The sequence below is a fragment of the Psychromarinibacter halotolerans genome, assembly GCF_029168315.1.
Lineage (GTDB): Bacteria > Pseudomonadota > Alphaproteobacteria > Rhodobacterales > Rhodobacteraceae > Psychromarinibacter > Psychromarinibacter halotolerans.
Window position 1 is genome coordinate 144,090 of record NZ_JARGYD010000002.1, and the last position, 20,471, is coordinate 164,560.

Genomic DNA, 20,471 nt, shown 5'->3' on the forward strand with positions numbered 1-20,471 from the left:
TCGGCGCATTTTGATGTCTTTCCAACGCGCACTCGTCCTAGGTGGTTCCCGCTCCGGGAAATCATTTTTTGCCGAAAGGCTTGTCACAGGCTGCCCGGCGCCCTGGACTTACATTGCCAGCGCGCAGGCCTATGACCTTGAAATGAAAGACAGAATAAAGACCCACAAGGACCGCCGTGGGGCCGGTTGGCGGACCGTGGAAGAGCCGAAAAAAATTGTCGAAACGCTCGGATCCCTCCCGTCCGGCGCATGTGTCCTGTTCGATTGCGCCAGTCTTTGGCTGACCAATCACCTCCTCGACGAAAGCGACCTTGGGGCCGAAACGGACCGCCTTCTGACCGGGCTATCTAGCTTCGACGGGACGCTTGTCACGGTTTCGAACGAAGTCGGCAGCGGAATAGTCCCCGAAAATGCTTTGGCCCGCCGGTTCGCGGACGCGCAGGGCATTCTGAATCAAAGACTTGCGGCCGACGCGGATCTTGTGGTGCTGGTGGCTGCCGGGCTTCCTTTGGTGCTGAAAGGCACGCTGCCGGGATACATGGCGTGACCCGGCTTTGGTGGATCCGCCACGGGCCGACCCATGCGAAAGGCATGATCGGCTGGACGGACCTGCCCGCCGACCTGTCGGACACCGCCCGCATCGCGCGGCTGTCGGCGTACCTGCCCGATGCGCCTGTCGTCTCGTCCGACTTAAGCCGCGCCCGCGACACCGCCGACGCGCTGCGCGGCGACCGGCCCCGGCTGGACGCCGACCCCGCCCTGCGCGAAATGCACTTCGGCGATTGGGAAGGGCAACGCGCCGACAGGATGCCGCCCGAGCAGGCCGCCGCCCTGCGCGCCTTTCACGAAAGCCCCGGCACGGTTCCCGCCCCCGGCGGCGAAAGCTGGAACGCCCTGTCGGCGCGCGTGTCCGACGCGGCAGACCGGCTTGCCCGCACGCATCGCGGCGGCGACGTGATCGTGGTGGCCCACATGGGCGTGATCCTGACGCAGGTGCAGCGCGCGTTGCGGCTGTCCGCCTACGAGACGCTGGCGATCCGCATCGCGCCGCTGTCGGTCACCCGGCTGACACTGGACGGCGGGTGGCGGGCGTCCGAAATCAATCACGAACCGTGAAGCAAAACATCTTCAAAATGCGTTTCTCTGCGGCGCGGCAATTCGCTTAACCTGCGTTCCATGACCTATGATCTTTACATCGGCGACCGAAGCTTTTCTTCGTGGTCGCTCCGCGGCTGGCTTATGTTTGCCCGCTTCGGCCTCCCCGTCCGGACCCACATGGTCGGACTGTACGATGGCACCCTGCGCGAGGATCTCTCGGCGCTGGCACCCGCGCGGCTTGTGCCGGTGATGCGGACGCCCGAAGGCACCGTGGTCGCCGACACGCTGGCGATGGCCGAGACGCTGCACGAACGGCACCCGGACGCCGGCCTGTGGCCCGCCGACCCCGCATTGCGGGCGCTGGCCCGCTGGCTGGTGGCCGAGATGCATTCGGGCTTCGGCGCGTTGCGCGGCGACTGCGCGATGCAACTGCTGTACCGCTGGGACGGCTTCGCCCCCTCGGACGCGGTGCTTGCCGACATCGACCGTGTGCAACAGCTGTGGGCCACGGCGCGGGCCGCGTCCGGCTCGGACACGCCGTGGCTGTTCGGGGACTATTCGCTGGCGGACGTGTTCTATGCGCCCGTGGCCGCCCGGATCGCGGGCTATGGGCTTGCCGCCGGCCCCGAGGCGCAAGCCTATGTCGATGCGCATCTTGCACAGCCCGACTTCCGCCGCTGGCGCGCGATGGGGCTGACGAAATCCTACGATCCCGTGCCCTATGCGCTGGACCTTCCCACCTCGGCATGGCCCGGCCCCGCGCCGATCCCGGCCCGCGCGGTCGACAGCGGACCGTCGGAGAACGAAACCTGCCCCTATTCCGGCGATCCGGTCACCCACTTCCTTGAAACCGGCGGTAAGGTCTTTGGCTTCTGCAATGCCTTCTGCCGCGACAAGACCGTCAACGACCCGGCGGCGTGGCCGAAGTTCACCGCGCTTCTCGACAGCACCAGTTAACGCTTCCTAAACCATCCCTGCCTTACCCGTTAACCACTCGGAAACCGAACTGACGGGGGCAAGGGAATGGTCGCGCGCGCCTATACCGTGGCGTTCGAAGGGCTGGACGCGCGCATGGTCGAGGTGCAATGCGCGCTGGCCCCCGGCGTGCCCAGCTTCAGCCTTGTCGGCCTGCCCGACAAGGCTGTGTCCGAGGCGAAGGAACGGGTCCGCGCGGCGCTGGCGACGATGTCGATCGCCCTGCCGTCAAAGCGCATCACGCTGAACCTGTCGCCAGCCGACCTGCCCAAGGAAGGCTCGCACTTCGACCTGCCCATCGCGCTGGCGCTGCTGGCGGCGCTGGACATCCTGCCGAAGGACGCGGTCGAACACTGCGTCGCGCTGGGAGAGCTGTCGCTGGACGGCAACCTTGTCCCGGTCACCGGCGCCCTGCCCGCCGCGATGGCCGCCGCCGAAGAGGACCGCAGCCTTGTCTGCCCCGAAGGCTGCGGCGCCGAGGCCGCGTGGGTCGGCGCCTGCGCTGTGATCGCGCCGGGGTCCCTGGCGCAGGCCATCGCCCACTTCACCGGCCAGCGCGTGCTGGACCCCGCCACGCCCGGAGAAATCACCGACCCCGCCCGCAGCCGCGACCTGCGCGAGGTCAAGGGTCAGGAACGCGCCAAGCGCGCGCTGGAGATCGCCGCCGCCGGTCGGCATCACGTCCTGATGGTCGGCACCCCCGGCTCTGGCAAGTCGATGCTCGCCGCCCGCCTGCCCGGCATCCTGCCGCCCCTGTCCGCCACCGAGGCGCTGGAAACGTCGATGGTGCACTCGCTGGCCGGACTGCTGGACGAGGGCGGCATTTCCCGGACACGGCCGTTCCGCGAACCGCATCACACAGCTTCGATGGCCGCCATCGTCGGCGGCGGGCGCGGCGCGAAGCCCGGTGAAATCTCTCTCGCGCACAACGGCGTGCTGTTCATGGACGAATTCCCCGAGTTCTCGCGGCAGGTGCTGGAGACGCTGCGCCAGCCCATCGAGACCGGCGAGGTCGTCGTCGCCCGCGCGAACGCCCATGTACGCTATCCCTGCCGGTTCATGCTGGTGGCGGCGGCGAACCCCTGCAAATGCGGCTATCTCAGCGACCCGAACCGGGCCTGCGCCCGCGCGCCGGGTTGCGGCGAGGATTACATGGGCCGCATTTCGGGACCGCTGATGGACCGGTTCGATCTGCGCATCGACGTGCCGCCGGTCTGCTACACCGACCTCGACCTGCCCGAGGACGGCGACTGTTCGGCCACGATCGCCGCGCGCGTGGCCGAGGCGCGCGCGGTGCAACTGGCCCGCTACGCCGACCATCCCGGCATCCGGTCCAACGCCGACGCCGAGGGCGCCGCGCTGGCGGCCAGCGCGACACCGGATGCAGCGGGCTCTGCCTTGCTGTCACAGGTGGCGGAACGGTTCGGCCTGACGGCGCGGGGCTATCACCGGGTGCTGCGGGTGGCGCGGACCATCGCCGACCTCGACGGCTGCGACGCGGTCGGACGCCACCACGTCGCCGAGGCGGTCAGCTTCCGGCTTCCCGACGCGCCAGCGCCGCAACGATGAACCGCGCCGCCTTGTGCAGGGACGCGTTCGCCTCGGGCACCATGCCGTGAAACAGCTGCCAGACATGGGGCGCGTCGGCCTGCACGTCCTGTTCGACGAAGGCGCCGCCGTCGCGCAGCTTGCGCGCCATGCGCACTGCGTCGTCGCGCAGGATCTCGGTCTCGGACCACGCGATGAAGGCGGGCGGACAATTGGGAAACCGGGCGAATAGCGGCGAGACGCGGGGATCGTCGGGGGCCAGCGCCCCCACCACAAGGTCGCGGATCTCGTGTACGCGGGCGGCAGGCAGCAGCACGTCGGTGTCGGCGTTGGTCTTTAGCGACTTGCCGGACAGGGTCAGGTCGGTCCACGGCGAGAAGGCGACAACGCCCGCCGGCCGCTGCCCCTCGGCCAGCACATGCGCCAGCAGCGCCAGCGCAAGCCCGCCGCCCGCGCTGTCTCCGGCGATGACGATCTGATCCGGGCGCAGCCCATCCCCCAGCAGCGCCTCCCACGCAAGGACGGCGGCATGAAAGGCGGCGGGCGCCGGGGCTTCGGGGGCAAGCGGGTAATCGGGCAGATACACCCGGTGCCCCGTCTGCCGCGCGATGCGGCCAGCCAGTTCCCAATAGGTGCCGGGGCTTCCGATGATGTAGGCGCCGCCGTGCAGGTACAGGATCACGCCCGGCTTCGGCTCGGCCCGGCCACGTACGAACAGGCCCGGCGCCAGAGCGCCCTCGGCCTGCACGTACCGGGTGCCGCGCACGCTGCGGAAGGCAAGCTTCGCCGACAGGCGGAAGGCCGTGCGGGCAATCCCCCAGTTCCGCACCCGGCCCATGACCGGATAGGCGGTCCGCTTCAGGGACCGCCGCAGAACGGCGAGCTGCCAACTCATTTTCCGGCGCGTTTCCCTTCGATCGCATCCCAGATCAGGCCTGCGGCATTGGTGCCGTCGAAGCGTTCCAGTTCCTGCAGGCCGGTGGGCGAGGTCACGTTGATCTCGGTCAGGTAGTCGCCGATCACGTCGATTCCGACGAAGATCTGCCCGTATTCCTTCAGGCGCGGGCCGATGGCGTCGCAGATCTCTCGGTCGCGGGCGGTCAGCTCGACCTTTTCGGCACGGCCGCCGACATGCATGTTCGACCGCGTTTCGCCGGGCTGGGGGACGCGGTTGATCGCGCCGACCGGCGCGCCGTCGACAAGGATCACCCGCTTGTCGCCGGCCGAGACGTCCGGCAGGAATTTCTGCGCGATCAGCGGCTCGCGGCTCATGCCGGTGAACAGTTCGTGCAGGGACGACAGGTTGCGGTCGTTGGGGTCCAGCCGGAACACGCCGGCGCCGCCGTTGCCGTACAGCGGCTTCAGGATGATGTCGCCGTGCTCTTCCTTGAAGGCACGGATCGCGCCAAGGTCGCGGGCGATCAGGGTCGGCGGGATCAGGTCGGGGAACTGCAGCACCAGCAGCTTCTCGGGGCAGTTGCGGACCCAGAACGGATCGTTGACCACCAGCGTTTCGGGCATCAGCCGCTCTAGCAGGTGGGTCGTGGTGATATAGCCCATGTCGAACGGCGGATCCTGCCGCAGCCAAACGACGTCGAATTCGGCAAGGTCCACCGTCTGCCGCTCACCCAGTTCGAAATGGTCGCCCTTCACGCGCTTTACGGTCAGCGGCCAGCCATTCGCGATCACCTTCCCCTCGCGCCAGGACAGTTGGTCGGGGGTGTAGTAGAACAGCGAATGCCCCCGCGACTGGGCTTCCTCGGCCAGACGGAAGGTGCTGTCGGCGTCGATGTCGATCGGGCCGATCGGGTCCATCTGGATGGCGATTTTGAGGGACATGTCGGGGGCTCCGCGCAAGCAATTTGGATAGCCCCTTACATGGCGCAGGCACCTCGGAACGGCAAGGCGCTAGAAGGCCAGCGCGTTTTCAAGGATCTGGATCTTGCCGCGACCGTCCACAAGCGCGGCATCGACCTGCATCTGGGTATTCTGCCCGGCGGGCATCCGTCCAAGGTAGCAACTGGCCGACGTCAGGATGCGGTCGACCTGTCGCTGCGTGATCCGCGCCGCCGCCAGCGCAAAGTCGCGCGCTTTCTTCACCTCGACGAACACCAGCGCGCCCGCCTTTTCGAAGATCAGGTCGATCTCTCCGCCCGGACCGCGCCAGCGCTGTTCGCGCAGCATATACCCGCGCCGTTCGTAGTCCCGCGCGACAATCTCTTCCGCCGCCAGTCCCGAATAATAGGATACCCGACCACTCATACCGCACACTCCGCACCCGGCCCCGCAGGCCGTATCCGTTTCTCGGGCCGCTCCCCGGCCCGAAAAGATCAATCGTCCCCGCGATCCAGCCGCAGCGCCGCTTGGTACACGTCGCGCTTCGGCAAACCCAAAGCGCCCGCTACAGCCGCAGCCGCGTCCTTTACGCTCATGTCTTCCAGCGCCGCGCGCAGGGCGGTTTCCATGTCCTGTTCCGTCGCTTCTTCGCGGCCGCGGTCGACGACAAGCACGATCTCACCCTTTGGGGGGCGTTCCGCAGTGGCCGCCGCAAGGTCGGCAAGCGTCCCGCGCAGCGTTTCCTCGAACCGCTTGGTCAGTTCGCGACAGACAGCCGCCTGCCGTTCACCTCCGGCAACCTCGCACAGTTCATATAATGTTCGGTTAATGCGCTTCGGGCTTTCATAGATCACCAGCGTCGCCGGGACCCGTGCGATCTCTGCCATCCAGCTTTTGCGGGCCCCTGCGGCCGCCGGCGGGAAGCCCGCGAACAGGAACCTGTCGGTGGGCAGGCCCGCCACGGTCAGCGCCGCGGTCACCGCCGAGGGGCCCGGCACCGGCACCACCTTGATGCCTTCGGAAACCGTTTCGCGCGCAAGGGGATAGCCCGGATCGGCCACCAGCGGCGTGCCGGCCTCAGAGGCATAGGCGACCGACTTGCCCTCCTGCATGATGCGAATCAGCCTTGGTCTGACCTCGGCGCCGTTGTGATCGTGATAGGCGATCATCGGGCGGTCCCCCACGGCGATCCCGTGCAATTGCATCAGGTGGCGCAGGGTACGGGTGTCCTCGGCCGCCAGCACGTCCGCCGACGCCAGCACGTCCAGCGCCCGCAGCGTGATGTCTCTTGCCGCGCCCAGCGGCGTGGCGACGAAATACAGCCCGGCGGGAAGCTGCCTGATCTCTACGGTCACGAATTTCCCTCGCGTTTGGCAGACGTTTACTCTCCTCGTTGTAGCGCATAGTCTGACACGGCCTGCAAGCGCAGCAAAACGGCCAAGGACAGACCATGACGACCACTTTTCGCCGGACCCGCCGCCAAGCGGTGCGGCTTCTCGCTATCGCCTCTGCTCTCTGGCTTGCTGCCTGTGACAGCCTTCCCACCCCTTCCGCCAATGGTCCGCGCCTGAACGCGGGCGATCCGGTGCAGGTCGCGCTTCTGGTGCCCGCCGGGTCCGGTCAGGCCGGGGATGAGGCGTTGGCCCAGTCGCTTGAGAACGCGGCGCGGCTGGCGATGGCCGAACTTCAGGGGGTCGAGGTCGATCTGCGGGTCTACCGGACCGCCGGCGACGCCCAGACCGCCGCGACCGTCGCCGCCGAAGCCGTGAGCGACGGCGCCAAGATCCTGCTGGGTCCGGTCTATGCCGCCTCTGCCAACGCGGCCGGTGCGGCCGTTGCCGGGCGCGGCGTGAACGTCCTGAGCTTCTCGAACAACACCGGCATCGCGGGCGGCAACGTCTTCGTGCTTGGCCACACCTTCGAGAACACGGCGAACCGGCTGACCGCCTACGCCGTGGGTCAGGGCAATTCCAACATCATGATCGCCTACGGCAACGACACCGCCGAACGTCAGGGGCGCGATGCCATCGCCACCGCGATCGGCGTCTACGGCGGTTCTTTTGCGGGCGAGACCTCGTTCGAGCTGTCGCAGAACGGCGTCGTTCAGGCCGTGAGCGAGGTGACCGACACCGCGAAGGCCTCGGGCGCGAACGCGATCTTTTACACCTCGGGCACCGCCGGTGCGCTGCCGATCCTGACCCAACTGGTCAGCGAGAACGGCATCGACCCGACCGAAACGCAGTTCATCGGGCTTCAGCGGTGGGACATTCCGCCCAGTGCGCGGGATCTTCCCGGCCTGCAAGGCGGCTGGTTCGCCCTGCCCTCGCCCAGCCTGACCACCCAGTTCGAAGCCCGCTACGAAGCCGCCTATGGCGAGCCGCCCCATCCGATCGCGGGGCTGGCCTTCGACGGCATCGCCGCTATCGGCGCGCTGGTCAGCGCCGGCAATGCCGGGTCGCTGTCCGCCGCAGCCCTGACCCAGCCCACGGGCTTCGTCGGCGTGAACGGGATCTTCCGGTTCCGTCCCGACGGCACGAACGAACGCGGGCTGGCCATCGCCACGATCATCGACAAGCAGGTAACCGTCATTGACCCCGCCCCCCGAAGCTTCGCTGGCGCCGGCCTCTGACCGTTCGCCGGCCCGGGACCACGTTCCGGGCCCCGCCGACCAGACCGACGACCTGATCCTGCCCGCAGCGCAGGTGTTCGACGCCGACGCCGTGCGCGGCCGGCTGGACGCCGCCTGTCGCGACGCGGCCGACGCCAAGGACATCCGGGCCGCCGCCGTGACCATTCTGGGCGATGCGATGCGCGAGGGCCGCGATGCCATCGCCGCCGCTTTCCGCGCCGACCCGATGAACGCCTGGCCCACGGTCCACGCCTATTCGCACCTGACCGACGGCATCGTCACCTCTGTCTTCCGGATCGCGACGCAGTACATCCATCCGCTGGCCAACCCGACCGAGGCCGAGCGCATCGCGGTTCTTGCGGTCGGCGGCTATGGCCGGGCCGAGATGGCGCCGTATTCCGACGTCGACCTGCTGTTCCTGACGCCCTACAAGATCACCCCCTGGGCCGAGAGCGTGATTGAATCCATGCTCTATATTTTCTGGGATCTGCACCTGAAGGTCGGCCATGCCAGCCGCACGGTGAAGGACTGTCTGCGGCTGGCCAAGGACGACTACACGATCCGCACCGCTTTGTTGGAACACAGGTTCATCGACGGCTTCCCGCCGCTGGAGACAGAGCTGAAGCGCCGCCTGTGCAACGACCTGTTCAAGGGCACCGCCGCCGAGTTCATCGAGGCGAAGCTGGACGAGCGGGCGAAGCGTCACCGCAAGCAGGGCGGCCAGCGCTACATGGTCGAACCCAACGTCAAGGAGGGCAAGGGCGGCCTGCGCGATCTGCAATCTCTGTTCTGGATCGACAAGTACGTGCACGGCGTGGAATCCGCCGCCGACCTTGTCGAACTGGGCGTGTTCCGGCAGGCCGAATACGACGCCTTCCTCGCCGCCGAGGATTTCCTGATGGCGGTGCGGTGCCACCTGCACCTGATCACCAACCGCGCGATGGACCAGCTGACCTTCGACATGCAGGTCGAGGTGGCCGATGCGATGGGATATGTCGACGCCGCCGGCCGCCCGGCGGTCGAGATCTTCATGCAGGACTATTTCCGTCACGCGACCGAGGTCGGCGAGGTGACCCGCATCTTCCTGACCGCTCTGGAAGAGCGTCACGTCAAGCGCGAGCCGAAGCTGGTCGGGCTGTTCAAACGGCGGCGGAAGGTTCGTGACGGCTACAAGATCGTCAACAACCGGCTTGCCGTCGCGGACGAGGCCGCGTTTCTGTCCGACAAGCTGAACCTGCTTCGGATCTTCGAGGAAGGCCTGCGCACCGGGCTTCTGATCCACCCCGACGCCATGCGCCTTGTGGCCGCGAACCTGAAGCTGATCGACGACGACATGCGGTCGGACAAGGAAGCCACCCGTATCTTCCGCGATCTGCTGCTGAAACACGGCAACCCGGAACGCGCGTTGCGGCGCATGAACGAACTGGGCGTGCTGGGCACCTTCATCCCGGAATTCGCGCCCATCGTCGCGATGATGCAGTTCAACATGTATCACTCGTACACGGTGGACGAACATACGATCCAATGCATCTCGACCCTCGCGCAGATCGAACGCGGCGAGTTGATCGAGGAATTGCCTGTCGCCAGCCGGATTCTGGAAGACGGCGTGAACCGCCGGGTCCTGTACGTTGCCCTGTTGTGCCACGATATCGGCAAGGGCCGGGACGAGGATCACTCTGTCGTCGGCGCCAAGCTGGCCCGCACCATCGCACCGCGTCTTGGCCTGAAGCCGGGCGAATGCGTCACCGTCGAATGGCTGGTGCGCTATCACCTGTTGATGTCCGACATGGCGCAAAAGCGCGACATCGCGGACCCCCGCACCGTGCGCGACTTCGCGAAGGCGGTGCAGACCAAGGAACGGCTGGACCTGCTGACCGTGCTGACCGTCTGCGATATCCGCGGCGTCGGTCCGAACGTCTGGAACAACTGGAAAGCCGCGCTGCTGCGCGGGCTGTACCGGCAGACTGCACGCGCGATGGAAGACGGGCTGGAGGCGCTGAACCGCGGCCAGCGCAGCACCGAAGCGAAGCGCAACCTGCGCGAGGCGCTCGACGGCTGGGAGAACAAGGCCATCAAGGCCGAGATCGACCGCCATTACGAACCCTACTGGCAGGGGCTGCACGTCACCGCGCATGTCGATTTCGCCGAACTTCTGCGTGGTCTCGGCGCGGACGAGCTGCGTCTGAAACTGACCCCGGACGAAGATCGCGACGCCACCCGCGTGACCTTTGCACTGGCGGACCATCCCGGCATCTTCTCGCGGCTGTGCGGCGCGCTGGCGCTGGTGGGCGCCAACATCAAGGACGCGCGCACCTTCACCACCAAGGACGGCTGGGTCACCGCCGCCTTCTGGATTCAGGACGGCGAAGGCTCGCCCTATGAGGCAAGCCGCCTGCCGCGCCTGCGTCAGATGATCGAAAAGACCCTGCGCGGAGAGGTCAGGCCGACCGAGGCGATGCGCCAGCGTGACAAGCTGAAAAAGCGCGAGGCCGCGTTCCGGGTGCCGACATCGGTGGTGTTCGACAACGAGGGGTCCGAGATCTACACGATCATCGAGGTCGACACGCGCGACCGTCCGGGCCTTCTGTACGACCTGACCCGCACGCTGGCGGCGGACAACATCCAGATTTCCAGCGCGGTAATCGCGACCTATGGCGAACAGGTGGTCGACAGCTTCTACGTGAAGGACATGTTCGGTCTGAAGCTGTATTCCGAGAACCGGCAGCGGTCGCTTGAGAAAAAGCTGCGGCACGCCATCGAACAGGGTGCGATCCGCGCCAAGGAAGCATGATTCAGGCAAACCCGGTCCGGCGCCGTCCGGCACCGGTTTTGCCGACACAGGGATAACCGGGGCAGATTGCGCCCCAGCCGGGACGTCCATCCAAGATGAAACCGATCCGCCTTATGGCCGCGTTCTTCACCGTCGGCGTCTGGACGATGGCAAGCCGCCTTTTGGGCTTTGCCCGCGACATCATGATCGCCGCCTACCTTGGGTCGGGCCCGGTGGCAGAGGCGTTCCTTGTCGCCTTCTCGCTGCCCAACATGTTCCGCCGCTTCTTCGCCGAAGGCGCGTTCAACATGGCGTTCATCCCGATGTTCTCGAAAAAGCTCGAGACGGACGCAGACCATAAAGGTTTTGCGCAGGACGCGTTTTCCGGGTTGGCCACGGTGCTGATCGTCTTCTCGCTGATCGCGCAGGCGGCGATGCCGTGGCTGGTGCTGGCGATGGCCTCGGGGTTCGCCGGTGACGAACGGTTCGACCTTGCTGTCGTGTTCGGGCGGATCGCGTTCCCCTACATCCTGTTCATCTCGCTGGCGGCGCTGTTGTCGGGCGTTCTGAACGCCACCGGCCGCTTTGCCGCCGCCGCCGCCGCGCCCGTCCTGCTGAACGTCCTGTTCGTCGCCGCGATGGTGCTGGCGAACCTGCTGGACTGGCCGATGGGGCTGACGCTGGCGTGGACCGTGCCGATCGCGGGGATCGCGCAGCTTGCGCTGGTCTGGATCGCAGCGGCGCGGGCCGGGTATCGGCTTGTCCCGACACGGCCCCGGCTGACGCCCGAACTGAAGCGTCTGGCCCGCATCGCGGCCCCCGCCGTTCTGGCGGGCGGGGTGGTGCAGGTAAACCTGCTGATCGGGCGGCAGGTCGCCAGCTTCTTCGACGGTGCCGTCGCGTGGCTAAGCTATGCCGATCGGCTGTACCAGTTGCCGCTTGGCGTCGTGGGCATCGCCATCGGCGTCGTACTGCTGCCCGACCTGTCCCGCCGCCTTGGCGCAGGTGACACCGCGGGCGGCCGCGACGCGTTCAACCGCGCGGCAGAGATCAGCCTTGCGCTGACGATCCCCGCCGCCGTGGCGCTTGTGGCGATCCCGCTGACCCTGATCAGCGTGTTGTTCCAGCGTGGCGAGTTCGGCCCCGACGACACCGCCGCAACGGCGCTGGCCCTTGCGATCTACGGGCTGGGGCTGCCGGCCTTCGTGCTGCAAAAGGCGCTTCAGCCGCTGTTCTTCGCGCGCGAGAACACGCGGACGCCGTTCTACTATGCCCTTGGTTCGCTGGCGGTGAACGCCGTGGTGGCGATCGGGCTGGCGCCGTTCATCGGCTATATCGCAGCGGCGCTTGGCACGACACTGGCGGGCTGGTCGATGGTCTTGCAGCTGTGGCTCGGCTCGCGCCGGTATGGCGAAGCGGTACTGCTGGACGAGCGCTTCAAACGGCGCATCTGGCGGATCATCGTCGCGGCGCTGCTGATGGGCGTGGTGCTGTGGGTGGGCAACCTGCTGCTGGGTCCGCTGCTGGCCGCGGGCGCGTGGCGGTATCTTGCGCTGGCGCTGCTGGTGACGATCGGCATCGTCACCTACTTCGCGCTGGCCCACTGGATAGGCGGCCTGCCCCTGAATGACATCCGCCGGTCGCTGCGGCGCTAAGCTAGCGCCGGCGCAGCCGCTCGGACACGCGCGCCCAACCGCCGGGGCTGACCACGAAGGACAGCAGGAACCCGGTGGCGAACCCGGCAAGATCGGCCACCCAGTCCAGCCCGCCGCCGAACAGCAGGCCGAACAAGAGCTGGATGCCCATCAGGAAACCGATCAACGAAAACGCGCGACCCTGCGGCCCGCCGCTGGCGGCCAGCCGTGTCCATAGAAGGAAGGTGAAGGCGCCGATCAGCCCATAAGCGCCGGGATAGCCTCCGAACAACGGCATCTCGGACGGCACGACGAAGCTATAGACCAGCCCCGCGACAGCCGACGCGCCAAAGTAGACCACCAGCACCGCCCACGCGGCGAAGACTTCGGCCACCATCTTGCCCAGCGCGAGGATGAAGACGACCACGAAAATCGCGTGGCCAAAGCTGGCGTGGACGAACGGATAGGCGACCAGCCGCAGCAGATGCTCGGGCGGCCAGATGCCCTGCGCCCACATCGCGCGGAACAGGTCGGGCACGACCGAGAACCTCTGGATCAGACCAAGCCGCCAGCCGACGGCCTCGGGTCCGCCCAGAAGTCCGCGTTGGCCCAGTTGCAGCCCGATCTCGACCCCGGCAATCGCCAGCGCAAGAAACACCACGACGGGCGGCAAGGCATTGAACGGGCTTTCGCTGTGGGGGTTGTGGCTGCTCATGTGCGGGCTTCCTTGACGGCCTTTGTCCCCCGCGTTACGCGAGTGCGGCGCAGAAATCCAGACGGAGACACTCATGGCCGCGTTCACTCCCCGCGTCTTCTCGGGCATCCAGCCTTCCGGCGGCCTGACCCTGGGCAACTACCTGGGCGCGATGAAGCGCTTCGTCACGATGCAGGACGAGGGGAAATTCGAGACCGTGTATTGCATGGTCGACCTGCACGCGATCACCGTCTGGCAGGACCCCGCCGCGCTGACCCGTGCCACGCGCGAACTGTGCGCCGGCTTCATCGCCGCGGGCGTCGACCCGTCGAAATCGATCCTGTTCAACCAAAGCCAGGTCGCCGAGCACGCGCAGCTTGCGTGGATCTTCAACTGCGTCGCCCGCATGGGCTGGATGCAGCGGATGACCCAGTGGAAGGACAAGGCCGGGAAGAATTCGCAGAACGCGTCGCTGGGGCTGTTCGCCTATCCCGCGCTGATGGCGGCGGACATCCTTGTCTATCACGCGACCCATGTGCCGGTGGGCGAGGACCAGAAGCAGCATCTGGAACTGACGCGCGACATCGCGATCAAGTTCAACAACGACTTCGGCGTGGATTTCTTCCCCGAAACCGAGCCGGTGATCGAGGGTGCCGCGACGCGGGTCATGAGCCTGCGCGACGGGTCCAAGAAGATGTCCAAGTCCGACCCGTCCGACATGAGCCGGATCAACCTGACCGATGACGCCGACACCATTGCGCAGAAGATCCGCAAGGCCCGCACCGACCCCGAGGCGCTGCCGTCCGAGGTCGACGGTCTGGACGACCGCCCCGAGGCGCGCAACCTTGTGAACATCTACGCCGCGCTGGCCGAGACCACGCCCGACGCGGTTCTTGCCGACCACGGCGGCAGCCAGTTCTCGGCCTTCAAGCCGGCGCTGGCCGATCTTGCGGTGGACAAGCTGGCGCCGATCTCGACCGAGATGTCGCGCCTGATGGAACAGCCCGACGAGATCGACCGCATCCTTGGCCACGGCGCCGAACAGGCCCGCGCCCTTGCCGCGCCGATCCTGAAGAAGACCTACGAGATCGTCGGAATGGTCGGGGCCTGATCCGATGCGCAGGGCGGCCAGGGCGATCCTGACCATCCTGCTGCTCGCCTCATTGATCGGGACAGGGTACAGTACCTACAGGCTTGCGACCGGCTGGCCGAGCAGCCTGCTGGTCGCCCACGCCGAGGACCGGATTGGCGCGGCGCTGGAACGGGCGCTGGCGAAGGCCGCCACCCCCGACGCCTTCGAAACCCGGCTGGCGACGCTTTTATCGGAAGAGCCGCGCAATTGGCTGGCCGTCGACGCGCTGCTCGAACTGGCCGACGAACGGGCGATCGCGATCAGCCCCGCGATCACAGAGCAGATCGAAACCGCACGGGACCACGACAGCGGCTATTGGCAGCGAACCAAGGCGTGCGGCGCCTGTGCGATCGACCCGACCACCTGCACGCCGGGCCAATTGCTGGCCTGCCGCGTTGCGCTGGACGTCACCCCGTTCGGCGACATTGTCTCGCTCGTCCGCGGCGCCACGCAGTACGTGACCGGCGGCGAGGTCGACACGCTGGACCTCGGCCTTGCGGCGGTCGGCCTTGGCGCCACCGCGCTGGCGCTGGCGACCGGCGGCTCCAGCATGGTGATCAAGGGCGGTGCGACCCTTCTCAAGGTGGCCAAGTCCGCAGGGCGGCTGCCACCAGCGCTGGCGCGGGCGCTGCGCCGGGCATTCCGCGAGGGGATCGACTGGCCCAAGGTGTCCGCGGTGCGAGGCTTCGACGATTTCGGCGGCGTGTTCCGCCCGCGCGCGATGCGCCCGGTGACCGGCGCCTTGACCGATGTGAACGAGCTGCGCGACTCGGTCGGCCTCGCCGCCACGCTTCACATGTTGCCAAAGGCAGAAACGCTGGGCGACCTGTCGGCCTATTCCCGCATTTCCAGGGTGGCGGGGCAGCGCACGGTGGGCGCCTTTGAGCTGCTGGGCAACAACCGCTTCGTCCGGCTTGCGATGCGCTGGTCGGACGAGGTCTGGTGGGCGATCTCAGCAGTGTTCGCGGCGCTGGTCTCGCTGGTCGGCCTGCTCTGGTCGATCCTCTCGCGGGCTTGCCTGACGACCCTGCGGCGCATGGCGCGCAAGCCGTCTCAGTCGGCGTAGATCTCGACCTCGTATTCCAGCTTCGACGTGACGTTGTCGCCGTAGAAGCCGCCTTCGACCGGCATGGTTTCGGCCTGATCCGGCGCGGCGGACAGGGCGACGTGGCCGTCGGTCACCGGCATTCCATGGGTGGGATCGTAGCCCTGCCAACCGTGACCCGGCAGGAAGACCTCGGGCCACGCGTGAAGGTGGCGCTGGCCATCGACGCTTTCGGCGCGGGCCTGATAGCCGCTGACGAACCGGGCGGGGATGCCCTGTGTCCGGGCGGCTTCCATGAACAGCACGGTCAGGTCGCGGCAGGCCCCGCGCGCCGTGCGCAGCGTGACACCCGCGGCCTGCGCCGCCCCGTCGGGGCGGATGTGGCGATCTGTGCGGGTGAACAAGGTTTCGTTCAGCAGGTCGAGGAACTCGGCCGCCTCCCAATCCGTCGCGCGGACGAGGCCGTCGGCGAATTCGGCCACTGCGGCGTCCGGCGCCGCAGTGGGCAGGAAGGTGGCATCGCCGGTGCCCCGCGGCCAAGGCAGCGGCGGCAGGTTGGCGGCAGACACGGGCAGGGGCGCGATGGTGTCCAGTTCGAACGCGCTTTCGAAGGCCAGAAGCTCGGCCGGGTCGCCGAATTCCAGCTCGGTCACCGGATTGCCGTAAGGGTCCAGCCCGTCGCGTCGCGCGGCCGGGTCGGGCGAGACGTGGATTTCCTGATAGTGCAGCGACACGTTCTGCCCGCGCGGCGACATGCGCAATCGGTGGGCGCCAAGCCGCACCGGCTTTGAATAGCGATACACCGTCGCGTGGCGGACGGAAAAGCGCATCGATCCCCCCTGCGCCTGATGTCACGGACGATTGCACCGTTGTCGCCTGTCGCGGTCAAGGCCGCGCACTCGGATCCTGTGCCGTACAAGGGCGGCGGATGAAAACTTGTGCACAGGTTCGCCGGCATCCGGTTGGCTGCCCCTGCCCCCCTGCTGTCGGAACAGCCTGCCGTGCCCATGAAGCATTGTCACAAATCCGATTCGCCACCGTCACACCGGCGGCATGTGGCGTTCCTAGCGTGCCCCCACCGAAGGAGACGCACGCAGGCTTCGCAACCCGTTTTCATCACCTGATCCTTGCACGCGGCGCTTTCTTCGATCTCAGTCCCGGCGGGCCGCGCTTCGTCCCGTCCGGCGCGCGATCTGCGGTTCGCGCGTCTCGGTCCTGCCGGACTGTTCCGGGCGGTTCCCACCCGCCGAAACCCGACTTGCGCCTTCGGTCCATTGCGGGCCGAAGGCGTTTTTCCCTTCCCACGCTGGACCTTGGCCAACCGTGGGCCTAGGGTCGCCCGGCAATTGCGGGAGGCAGCGACATGGCGACTGGCAGCAACATTCACACCTGGTACGACGGCAGCTGGCACAAGGGCGACGTGCCGATCATGCGCGCCGCCGATCACGGCGCCTGGCTGGGCACCACGGTGTTCGACGGTGCGCGCTATGTGGATGGCGTGGCCCCCGATCTCGAGCCTCACATGGCGCGGGTCAACCGGTCGGCAGAGGCGCTGATGCTGACGCCGTCGAAGACCACCGCCGAGATCGTCGAGATCGTGCGCGAAGGGCTGGCCCTGTTTCCCGCCGACGCCGCGGTCTACATCCGCCCGATGTACTGGGGCATCGAGGGCGGCCACCTTGGCATCCTGCCCGGCGACGCGCCCGCCGGGTTCTGTGTCTGCCTCGAAGAGATTCCGATGGCCGCGCCGGACGCCTCGGCCACGCTGACCACCACCCGGTTCCGCCGCCCGCTGCTGGAGAACGCGGTGGTGAACGCCAAGGCGGGGTGCCTGTACCCAAACAACGCGCGGATGCTGCACGAGGCGATGTCGAAGGGTTACAGCAACGCGCTGGTGGCCGATGCGATGGGCAACGTGGCCGAGACGGCAAGCGCCAACATCTTCATGGTGAAGGACGGCGAGGTTTTCACCCCGATCCCGAACGGCACCTTCCTTGCCGGCATCACCCGCGCCCGCCACATCTCGAACCTGAAGGCCGATGGCGTGACGGTGCACGAGACGGTGCTGGGCTTCGACGATTTCCGCGCCGCGGACGAGGTGTTCATGTCCGGCAACCTGATGAAGGTGACCCCGGTGACCGAGTTCGACGGCACGCCCTATCAGGCGGGTCCGATGACACGGCGGGTCCGCGAACTGTACTGGGACTGGGCCCGGTCGGGGCAGTAACGTCCGCACCAAGGGCGGGCTTGCCTGCCCGCTGCGGCTGCGCCATTATCCGGCGGACGAACGGAGTGCCCCCTGATGCGCAAGTTCCTCGTGATCCTCGACGACAGCCGCGAATGTCTGAACGCGATGCGTTTCGCGGCGATGCGCGCGGCCAATACCGGCGGCGGCGTGCAGATCCTGTCGATCATCCCGCCGGAAGAGTTCCAGCACTGGATCGGTGTCGGTGCAATCATGCGCGAAGAGGCGCGCGAGCGGATCGAGGCCCACTACGAGGTCTTCGCCAAGTGGATGCGCGACCGTCAGGGCATTGATCCCGAACTGGTGATCCGCGAAGGGGAATCGGTGCCCGAGATCCTTGCCCAGATCCGCGAGGATCCCGACATCGGCGTGCTGGTGTTGGGCGCGGGGGTCGACAAGGGCGGGCCCGGTCCGCTGGTCAGCCAGATGTCGCGCAACGCGGGCACCCTGCCCGTGCCGATCACCATCGTGCCCGGCGACATGTCGAAGGAACGGCTAGAGGCGGTGACCTAAAGCCGTTCCCCGAAGGCGTTACAGCAGGAAGTCGGTCTCGGTCACTCCGGTGGTTCCGTCGAGAATGATCCGCATGTCGCTGCTGCCGTTGCCGTCCACGTCGATCCGGACCACCGTCGAGCCGCCGACCTCTTGCGTGCGAAGCTCGGGCGCGGTGCCGGTGAAGGATGCCCCGATACGCGCCGTCAGCAGGCCCGGGACAAGGTCCGACAGGTCGATGACATCCGACCCCGGTTCGAAGTCCATGATCGCGTCGGGCGTACCGACCGGGCTGTCGGCAACGGTCTGGAAAACGAACACGTCCGCCCCGCCCTCTCCCGACATCTGGTCGATGCCTTCACCGCCGATGATCGTGTCGTTGCCCGGTCCGCCGATAAGGGTGTCGTTGCCGATCCCGCCCAGCAGCAGGTCGGCACCGCCGTCCCCATGAACCAGGTCGTCGCCGGATCCGCCGTCAAGGGTGTCAGTGCCCGCGTCGCCGGACAGCGTGTCATTCCCCGCATCGCCATAGGCCACGTCCTTGCCGTCGCCGCCAAGAACGCTGTCGGCCCCGCCGCCGCCGGAAATCGTGTCGTCGCCCAGCCCGCCGAACACGACGTCGGTGCCCGATGCGCCGGACAGGACGTCATCGCCCGAGCCGCCGAACACCTGGTCCTTGCCGGACCCGCCGTGCATCGAGTCGTTCCCGGCGTCGCCAAACATCACGTCGTTGCCGGACCCGCCCTGCATTGAATCGTGGCCCAGCCCGCCGCTCATGTCATCGTGGCCGCCGCCGCCGACCATGGTGTCCTGCCCGACGCCGCCGAACAGAAAGTCGTTGCCGGCGTTGCCGTTCATCTCGTCATCGTCGTAACCGCCGTACAGGTCGTCGTTTCCGCCCTGGCCGTGCAGCACGTCCATCCCGGCGCTCCCGATCAGGGTATCGTCCCCCTCGCCCCCCGCCATCGTGTCGTTGCCGACCTTACCCTCGAACCGTTCGAACAAAAGCGTGCCGGTCAGGTCGTCATCGCCGGAGGTTCCGATGATCGGCTCGACCGGGATGTTCGCCGGATCGAGGTCGAAGATGCCAAGCGAGGCGACCTCGTTGTTCAGGGGGTATTCTTCTGGGTTCGGGTCGGTGATCATCTCGACCGTTATCCCATCGGTCTTCCAGATTGCGGTACCGTCCAGATTCCGCGACGAGAAGATCAGATAGCCGTCCATTTGGCCGAGAAACTCTACTGATGCGTTCCCGGTGCCCGGGTTGAAATCTTCAACCAGACGCGTCCCAGCAATTGTCCCGTCGGTGACAAACAATTCCCGCCCAATGTCGGCGCGGTAGGCAATAAAGTACGCCTGATCTCCGACAATGTATGGATCGATCCCGAATCCGAAAGACAGCGCGCCTGCTGGTGTTCCCGCCCCGCTGAGTGCCATCGTGCCAACTTCAGTACCATCGGTGACCCAAAGTTCGTCTCCTTCTGCACCGCCAGGAGTGGCGGCGAATATCAGAAGGTCTCCGAGAGTTGCCACATCATCGACATAGGCCGTTGAGTAGTAGGACGACTGACTGCCAGGATAGATGTCTTTGATCCGCGACCAACTGCTATCTGTTCCGTCGGAAACAAACGGCTCTAGTCCGTAATCATAGGGATTGGGATTGATCCAACCATACATCAAGTTGTCACCCGCACCGGAGGTATAGAAATAGAGCGAGTCACCACCAGAGTTCTCGGCGATGTTCATTTCGGTCAGAACACCGGTATCGGTATCATATCGAAAGAAATCGTTCTCGAAGTATCCTCCACCACGGATCCACACGTCGCCCTGAAACTCGAAATAGTAAGCGATGGACGACAACGTCGTCGGTCCTTCGCCGGGATCCGCCACCACTTCGGTGCTCAGGTCATCCCGAACGCGTACCAGATCGCCCCCAGTCAGGACATAGAGGCTGTCGCCGATGACCTGATAGTCAGATGCAGTATCAAACAAGCGAATGGGGGCACCACTGCCTTGCGTGATCGACAGATCGTTGCCGAGGCCCTCGCGATATACGGTCTCGCCGGCAAACTCGACAAAGAGGTTAGGGTTCGCGATACCGCCGCCGTCAGAAGCGTAAAGGATCTGGCTAACCGCTCCGCCTTGTGAATAAGCAAGGTATTCGGCCCCACCGCCTTCAGGTCTTGCGCGAAAAACGAAACCGCCTTCCGCTGCACTGAAACCATTCGGACCAGTGTTGAAATACAATGCTTCTTCCGAAATCGTATATGTATAATCGGCTTCTGGCACGTAACCGTAGACACCCCAGCCCGTCGGATCGCCAAACACAATGACCTTCGTCATTTTACCTCCGTAAAATTATATTCTCTCGAC

At 66.5% G+C, this 20,471-nt stretch carries 18 protein-coding genes; 11 read left to right on the top strand and 7 right to left on the bottom strand.

Annotated features, from left to right (window positions below; all coding sequences use genetic code 11):
• Nucleotides 1-13: 13 nt before the first annotated feature.
• The 4 genes from cobU (at nt 14) to P1K30_RS05640 (ending at nt 3,642) form a co-directional block, all read left to right on the top strand.
• Nucleotides 14-547, top strand: coding sequence for a bifunctional adenosylcobinamide kinase/adenosylcobinamide-phosphate guanylyltransferase (gene cobU, locus P1K30_RS05625; protein WP_275631712.1), 534 nt, complete (start codon nt 14-16; stop codon nt 545-547).
• On the top strand, nt 544-1,116 hold the full coding sequence (locus P1K30_RS05630) for a histidine phosphatase family protein (protein ID WP_275631713.1): 573 nt from the start codon (nt 544-546) through the stop codon (nt 1,114-1,116). The genes cobU and P1K30_RS05630 overlap by 4 nt, the downstream gene beginning before the upstream one ends.
• A 60-nt stretch (nt 1,117-1,176) precedes the next feature.
• Nucleotides 1,177-2,055, top strand: coding sequence for a glutathione S-transferase (locus tag P1K30_RS05635; RefSeq protein ID WP_275631714.1), 879 nt, complete (start codon nt 1,177-1,179; stop codon nt 2,053-2,055).
• A 66-nt stretch (nt 2,056-2,121) separates the two neighbouring features.
• Nucleotides 2,122-3,642 (top strand): YifB family Mg chelatase-like AAA ATPase, encoded by a 1,521-nt coding sequence (locus P1K30_RS05640; RefSeq protein WP_275631715.1) that lies wholly within the window; start codon nt 2,122-2,124, stop codon nt 3,640-3,642.
• Here P1K30_RS05640 and P1K30_RS05645 read toward each other — a convergent pair.
• From P1K30_RS05645 to rsmI, 4 genes are all read right to left on the bottom strand, one after another.
• A complete protein-coding gene (locus tag P1K30_RS05645) occupies nt 3,602-4,516 on the bottom strand; it encodes an alpha/beta hydrolase fold domain-containing protein (RefSeq protein WP_275631716.1) in 915 nt (304 codons plus the stop codon). The genes P1K30_RS05640 and P1K30_RS05645 overlap by 41 nt on opposite strands.
• Nucleotides 4,513-5,460, bottom strand: a complete 948-nt coding sequence (gene gshB, locus P1K30_RS05650; RefSeq protein ID WP_275631717.1) for a glutathione synthase — start codon at nt 5,458-5,460, stop codon at nt 4,513-4,515. Before gshB ends, P1K30_RS05645 begins: the two co-directional genes overlap by 4 nt.
• A 69-nt stretch (nt 5,461-5,529) precedes the next feature.
• On the bottom strand, nt 5,530-5,883 hold the full coding sequence (locus P1K30_RS05655; RefSeq protein ID WP_275631718.1) for a YraN family protein: 354 nt from the start codon (nt 5,881-5,883) through the stop codon (nt 5,530-5,532).
• A 68-nt stretch (nt 5,884-5,951) separates the two neighbouring features.
• Nucleotides 5,952-6,812, bottom strand: coding sequence for a 16S rRNA (cytidine(1402)-2'-O)-methyltransferase (rsmI, locus tag P1K30_RS05660; protein ID WP_275631719.1), 861 nt, complete (start codon nt 6,810-6,812; stop codon nt 5,952-5,954).
• A 95-nt stretch (nt 6,813-6,907) separates the two neighbouring features.
• Here rsmI and P1K30_RS05665 point away from each other — a divergent pair, with 95 nt between their 5' ends.
• The 3 genes from P1K30_RS05665 to murJ all read left to right on the top strand — a co-directional run bounded on the left by P1K30_RS05665 (nt 6,908) and on the right by murJ (nt 12,511).
• A complete protein-coding gene (locus tag P1K30_RS05665) occupies nt 6,908-8,086 on the top strand; it encodes a penicillin-binding protein activator (RefSeq protein WP_275631720.1) in 1,179 nt (392 codons plus the stop codon).
• Entirely contained in the window at nt 8,046-10,877 is a 2,832-nt protein-coding gene (locus tag P1K30_RS05670; RefSeq protein ID WP_275631721.1) for a [protein-PII] uridylyltransferase, read from the top strand. The genes P1K30_RS05665 and P1K30_RS05670 overlap by 41 nt, the downstream gene beginning before the upstream one ends.
• Nucleotides 10,878-10,972: 95 nt before the next feature.
• Nucleotides 10,973-12,511, top strand: coding sequence for a murein biosynthesis integral membrane protein MurJ (gene murJ / locus P1K30_RS05675; RefSeq protein WP_275631722.1), 1,539 nt, complete (start codon nt 10,973-10,975; stop codon nt 12,509-12,511).
• Between the two features lies 1 nt (nt 12,512).
• On the opposite strand, the gene P1K30_RS05680 is transcribed toward murJ, so the two are convergent.
• Nucleotides 12,513-13,205: a rhomboid family intramembrane serine protease gene (locus P1K30_RS05680; protein WP_275631723.1), complete on the bottom strand. Its 693-nt coding sequence runs from the start codon at nt 13,203-13,205 to the stop codon at nt 12,513-12,515.
• A 73-nt stretch (nt 13,206-13,278) separates the two neighbouring features.
• Between P1K30_RS05680 and trpS the strand changes: the two genes are divergently transcribed.
• Both trpS and P1K30_RS05690 read left to right on the top strand, forming a co-directional pair.
• Nucleotides 13,279-14,295 (top strand): tryptophan--tRNA ligase, encoded by a 1,017-nt coding sequence (trpS, locus tag P1K30_RS05685; RefSeq protein WP_275631724.1) that lies wholly within the window; start codon nt 13,279-13,281, stop codon nt 14,293-14,295.
• A gap of 4 nt (nt 14,296-14,299) precedes the next feature.
• Entirely contained in the window at nt 14,300-15,382 is a 1,083-nt protein-coding gene (locus P1K30_RS05690) for a hypothetical protein (protein ID WP_275631725.1), read from the top strand.
• On the opposite strand, the gene P1K30_RS05695 is transcribed toward P1K30_RS05690, so the two are convergent.
• The gene (locus tag P1K30_RS05695) at nt 15,370-16,191 is read right to left on the bottom strand and encodes a transglutaminase family protein (protein WP_275631726.1); all 822 of its coding nucleotides are present in this window, start codon (nt 16,189-16,191) and stop codon (nt 15,370-15,372) included. The genes P1K30_RS05690 and P1K30_RS05695 overlap by 13 nt on opposite strands.
• A 533-nt stretch (nt 16,192-16,724) precedes the next feature.
• Between P1K30_RS05695 and P1K30_RS05700 the strand changes: the two genes are divergently transcribed.
• Together P1K30_RS05700 and P1K30_RS05705 are read left to right on the top strand one after the other, a co-directional pair.
• Nucleotides 16,725-17,588, top strand: a complete 864-nt coding sequence (locus P1K30_RS05700) for a branched-chain amino acid aminotransferase (protein ID WP_275631727.1) — start codon at nt 16,725-16,727, stop codon at nt 17,586-17,588.
• A gap of 75 nt (nt 17,589-17,663) precedes the next feature.
• Entirely contained in the window at nt 17,664-18,119 is a 456-nt protein-coding gene (locus tag P1K30_RS05705) for a universal stress protein (RefSeq protein ID WP_275631728.1), read from the top strand.
• A gap of 18 nt (nt 18,120-18,137) precedes the next feature.
• On the opposite strand, the gene P1K30_RS05710 is transcribed toward P1K30_RS05705, so the two are convergent.
• Entirely contained in the window at nt 18,138-20,441 is a 2,304-nt protein-coding gene (locus P1K30_RS05710) for a M10 family metallopeptidase C-terminal domain-containing protein (RefSeq protein WP_275631729.1), read from the bottom strand.
• Between the last annotated feature and the right edge of the window lie 30 nt (nt 20,442-20,471).

Bases quoted from the DNA above. Each gene is read 5' to 3' on its own strand.
- cobU (WP_275631712.1), top strand. From the start codon at position 14: ATGTCTTTCCAACGCGCACTCGTCCTAGGTGGTTCCCGCTCCGGGAAA.
- P1K30_RS05635 (WP_275631714.1), top strand. From the start codon at position 1,177: ATGACCTATGATCTTTACATCGGCGACCGAAGCTTTTCTTCGTGGTCG.
- P1K30_RS05640 (WP_275631715.1), top strand. From the start codon at position 2,122: ATGGTCGCGCGCGCCTATACCGTGGCGTTCGAAGGGCTGGACGCGCGC.
- P1K30_RS05645 (WP_275631716.1), bottom strand. From the start codon at position 4,516: ATGAGTTGGCAGCTCGCCGTTCTGCGGCGGTCCCTGAAGCGGACCGCC.
- gshB (WP_275631717.1), bottom strand. From the start codon at position 5,460: ATGTCCCTCAAAATCGCCATCCAGATGGACCCGATCGGCCCGATCGAC.
- P1K30_RS05655 (WP_275631718.1), bottom strand. From the start codon at position 5,883: ATGAGTGGTCGGGTATCCTATTATTCGGGACTGGCGGCGGAAGAGATT.
- P1K30_RS05665 (WP_275631720.1), top strand. From the start codon at position 6,908: ATGACGACCACTTTTCGCCGGACCCGCCGCCAAGCGGTGCGGCTTCTC.
- murJ (WP_275631722.1), top strand. From the start codon at position 10,973: ATGAAACCGATCCGCCTTATGGCCGCGTTCTTCACCGTCGGCGTCTGG.
- P1K30_RS05680 (WP_275631723.1), bottom strand. From the start codon at position 13,205: ATGAGCAGCCACAACCCCCACAGCGAAAGCCCGTTCAATGCCTTGCCG.
- trpS (WP_275631724.1), top strand. From the start codon at position 13,279: ATGGCCGCGTTCACTCCCCGCGTCTTCTCGGGCATCCAGCCTTCCGGC.
- P1K30_RS05690 (WP_275631725.1), top strand. From the start codon at position 14,300: ATGCGCAGGGCGGCCAGGGCGATCCTGACCATCCTGCTGCTCGCCTCA.
- P1K30_RS05695 (WP_275631726.1), bottom strand. From the start codon at position 16,191: ATGCGCTTTTCCGTCCGCCACGCGACGGTGTATCGCTATTCAAAGCCG.
- P1K30_RS05700 (WP_275631727.1), top strand. From the start codon at position 16,725: ATGGCGACTGGCAGCAACATTCACACCTGGTACGACGGCAGCTGGCAC.
- P1K30_RS05705 (WP_275631728.1), top strand. From the start codon at position 17,664: ATGCGCAAGTTCCTCGTGATCCTCGACGACAGCCGCGAATGTCTGAAC.
- P1K30_RS05710 (WP_275631729.1), bottom strand. From the start codon at position 20,441: ATGACGAAGGTCATTGTGTTTGGCGATCCGACGGGCTGGGGTGTCTAC.